Here is a 3,031-nt window from a genome sequence, read left to right on the forward strand (position 1 = left end):
CGCCTGGTGGTAGGTACAATAGCTTTTCAGCGCCCCGGTGCGCATGCCGCAGCACAGCATGTCGGCACCTGGGCGGCTGCCTGGCGCCCCCTCTTCGGCAATAGAAATGTCCGGATCCCCCTCCACCGTCAGATCCAGCGGCGCACGGCAGCGTGAAAACAGGCAATCGATGAAGCGCATCGCCACGCCATGCGGCTGCCGGCCGATGGCCGCGCGCGGCGGCGCCGGCGCCTCCAGGCGATAGGCCACGCCGTCGGTGATCAGCACGCCCACCTCGCGCACGAACGAATGCGCGCGCCTGGGCCGGGCCACTTCACGCGCATGGATGTCCTTGGCGGCAAGCACGCCCTCCATCTTGCCGACGACAGGCGTCGATTTCGCCGACGCGCCACTCGCCCGCTTGCTTCCAGCGCGCTTGCCCACGGCCTGCCTGGATCGCGGCAGCGGCCCCTTGCCATTGGCAAAGCCGATCGCGCCGAGCATGGCGTTGCGGTGCACGATGCCGATGATGGCGTCGCGCGACACCGGACTGCCGCGCAACGCGCTGAACGCGACTGCAATCCTGGAGGCTGAGAGCCCATCCTTCAGCCAGCGGGCGATCTCGTGCAATTCCGCGTCGCTATAGCTTGCCATATCGAGCTCCATCCAAAGTTCGGCCGCGCGCCGTCGGGCAGCGTCAAGGTTCGACCCGGTCGCCAGGCCGCAGTCAGGTTGTTTTTCAAGAGCCGGCTCTCAGCCGGCCAGCCTCAGCCGGCTTGGGCCGATTTCCCGCCGGCAAGGTGCAGAAGCCGCGCTTCGGCCGTGTTTCTGTCCAGGGCGGAAACTGCCCTGCCCGTCAGCCTGTCGAACAGGATGACGGTGCCGTCCTCGGTGCGGATGCAGGATCGGCCTGCCGCAAAAACAGCGCCGGCGCCATGCCGGCCGAATTGGGGGCCGAAGCCGCTGGGAGCGGCGGCTCCGGCCGTTCCGGTCGCCGGAGACAGGCGGCGGACCGGACCCGAGGCTGGTGCGGTCAGGCACTGGGCCTCGGGCTTCATCCGGGCCGGGGAGGAGGACGGCCGGGATGAAAGGGAATGGGCGGTTATGACCGCCGGGCGCGCCTCGCGTGAGGCCGGCGACTCGGCGCCATCAAAGCTGGACAGGTTTTGCATGACCGGATATAAGCATAACTCGAAAATGGATGCAAGCCATTCTTTCATAGACGAGAGCGGCTTTCATCCCTCACATGGGCGCCATGGCAAAAACGGAACTGTCGATCAAGGTCGGAGCGGCGATCCGCAAGGCGCGCAAGCAGCGCGGCCTGGTCATGCGCCACATCGCCGAGCACAACGACACCGATGTCGCCGCCGTCGGCAACTGGGAAACCGGCCGCAATCTGCCCAAGACCGAGAACCTGCTGAAGACCGCCGCCTTCCTGCGCGTCGACCCGGTTGCGCTGGGCCAGGGGCAGGTCGTGTTTCTCGACGATGCCGGACCGGTTGCCGATGCGGAGATCGTCACCGATGCAGGTCCGCTACCCGCCAGCTCGATGGACATCGAGGTGCTGGGCGCGGCCGTCGGTGGCGACGATGGCGATTTCACCTTCAACGGCGAGCCGGCGGGTTACGTCCAGCGCCCGCCGGGCGTGCGCAACCTGCCGAAGGTGTTCGCCCTGCACGTGCTCTCGGATTCCATGGTGCCGCGTTACGAGCCCGGCGACCTGATCTATTGCGGCGGCCGCGACGCCGTACCGGGCGACCATGTGGTGATCGAGACCTTCCCGGAGGAAAACGAGCGCAACGGCAAGGCCTTCATCAAGAAGCTGGTCAAGCGCACGGCGGGCGAGCTGGTCGTCGAGCAGTACAACCCGCCGAAGACGCTGACCTTCAACCGCTACGCCATCAAACATGTCTGGCGCGTGATTCCGCTGAAGGAATTGCTGGGGTATTGAGCAAGGGATGCTCTTCCTTCTCCCCCTGCGGGAGAAGGAAGAACCAGCGCTGGCACCCTCCCACTCAAGCCCGCCGCGATCCCTCCAGCGGCACATCCCTGTCGCTCAGCATCCGCGCTTCGCTGCGCACGCGCTGGCGCTCGTCGACAAACGCCGCCTGGATCGAAATCGCCGTCCCCGGCAGTCCGTCGGCGCGGCAGGCCGAACAGACGATACGGCCCGACAGAGCGGACAGCGGCGTATTCCCCGTCACCCCGAACCGCTTCAGCTGATCGGGTCGCCACCACCTGTTGCGGCCACAATCGGCGCACTCGACCGAGATCGAAGCGACATGCGCGATCGTTGGTTCCTTGCCCGGCAATGCCATCGCCCCTGCCTCGTCTTTGTTCCTGATTTGTTCGCATATTCCTGTGTTTTACGCCGGGAGTCGAGTCGCAGTTTTCAAACTTTCCCAGAAGTTTTTCTTCTAGCGTAATTTGAGTTATGCTGTCATAAATGTATGAAAATGTGAGTCGGGCACGAACCTGCCCACTGCATCAGGCCCGGGAGCGATAATGGACGCTTTTGCCGCCGATTTTGCCCGTTCCTGCGGCTACGCCGGCGACAGCCTGGCCTTGCTTGAAGCCTTCGAAGCAATCCGTCGCAGCGGCATCGCCCACGCCCGTCAGGATCACGTCAGGCGCAAGGCGGTGATCGACGAGTTGAAACCGTCGGAGGCGCTGTTCCTGGCCGCTATCGGTCCGGCACTCTCGGCGCAGGAGGTAATCGAGGACGCCGCCCGCTTCATAGCCTGCTGGCGCAACATACCGCGCTGGCGCCAGGAGCGGCGCCTGCCCGACCTGATCAGGGCCAAGCAGCAGCGCCTGGTGGCGCGCTATTTCCGCCGCCATGGCCACAGGCTCTGGGCAAGGGAAGCGGTGTGAGGACTGGACCAGCCATTTGCGGGTTCCATCAGCCATTTTTTCTTTCTAGACTGCGCAGGGGTGGCTGACCGTTCGACGTGCATAGTTTGGAATGTTCAAGACTGCCCGCTCAAAATTTCAAACCTGGATAACGGCCGGCGCGGGAACCATCGCCGCCCTGCTCGTCGCCGGCCTGATG

The 3,031-nt window shown here is 64.9% G+C and carries 5 protein-coding genes; 2 read left to right on the forward strand and 3 right to left on the reverse strand.

Features of this window, described 5'->3' with window-relative positions; translation table 11 throughout:
* Window positions 1-633, reverse strand: a 633-nt coding sequence (locus tag EN990_RS34950; RefSeq protein WP_127388570.1) for a GcrA cell cycle regulator, incomplete at its 3' end; no start/stop codon positions are given.
* Between the two features lie 113 nt (window positions 634-746).
* Window positions 747-1,037: a hypothetical protein gene (locus EN990_RS36525; protein ID WP_224675015.1), complete on the reverse strand. Its 291-nt coding sequence runs from the start codon at window positions 1,035-1,037 to the stop codon at window positions 747-749.
* 188 nt (window positions 1,038-1,225) lie between these two features.
* On the opposite strand from EN990_RS36525, the gene EN990_RS34960 reads away from it, so the two are divergent.
* Window positions 1,226-1,930 (forward strand): helix-turn-helix transcriptional regulator, encoded by a 705-nt coding sequence (locus EN990_RS34960; RefSeq protein ID WP_013530583.1) that lies wholly within the window; start codon window positions 1,226-1,228, stop codon window positions 1,928-1,930.
* Between the two features lie 64 nt (window positions 1,931-1,994).
* On the opposite strand, the gene EN990_RS34965 is transcribed toward EN990_RS34960, so the two are convergent.
* Window positions 1,995-2,297, reverse strand: coding sequence for a hypothetical protein (locus EN990_RS34965; protein ID WP_024501757.1), 303 nt, complete (start codon window positions 2,295-2,297; stop codon window positions 1,995-1,997).
* A gap of 187 nt (window positions 2,298-2,484) precedes the next feature.
* Between EN990_RS34965 and EN990_RS34970 the strand changes: the two genes are divergently transcribed.
* Complete coding sequence (locus EN990_RS34970) at window positions 2,485-2,853, forward strand: hypothetical protein (protein ID WP_027160847.1); 369 nt, start codon at window positions 2,485-2,487, stop codon at window positions 2,851-2,853.
* Window positions 2,854-3,031 lie beyond the last annotated feature (178 nt).

The organism is Mesorhizobium sp. M7A.F.Ca.US.005.03.1.1 (genome assembly GCF_003997975.1).
GTDB classification, from domain to species: Bacteria; Pseudomonadota; Alphaproteobacteria; order Rhizobiales; family Rhizobiaceae; genus Mesorhizobium; species Mesorhizobium ciceri.

Coding starts and splice junctions, on each gene's coding strand:
- EN990_RS36525 (WP_224675015.1), bottom strand. CDS start 1,037: ATGAAGCCCGAGGCCCAGTGCCTGACCGCACCAGCCTCGGGTCCGGTC.
- EN990_RS34965 (WP_024501757.1), bottom strand. CDS start 2,297: ATGGCATTGCCGGGCAAGGAACCAACGATCGCGCATGTCGCTTCGATC.
- EN990_RS34960 (WP_013530583.1), top strand. CDS start 1,226: ATGGGCGCCATGGCAAAAACGGAACTGTCGATCAAGGTCGGAGCGGCG.
- EN990_RS34970 (WP_027160847.1), top strand. CDS start 2,485: ATGGACGCTTTTGCCGCCGATTTTGCCCGTTCCTGCGGCTACGCCGGC.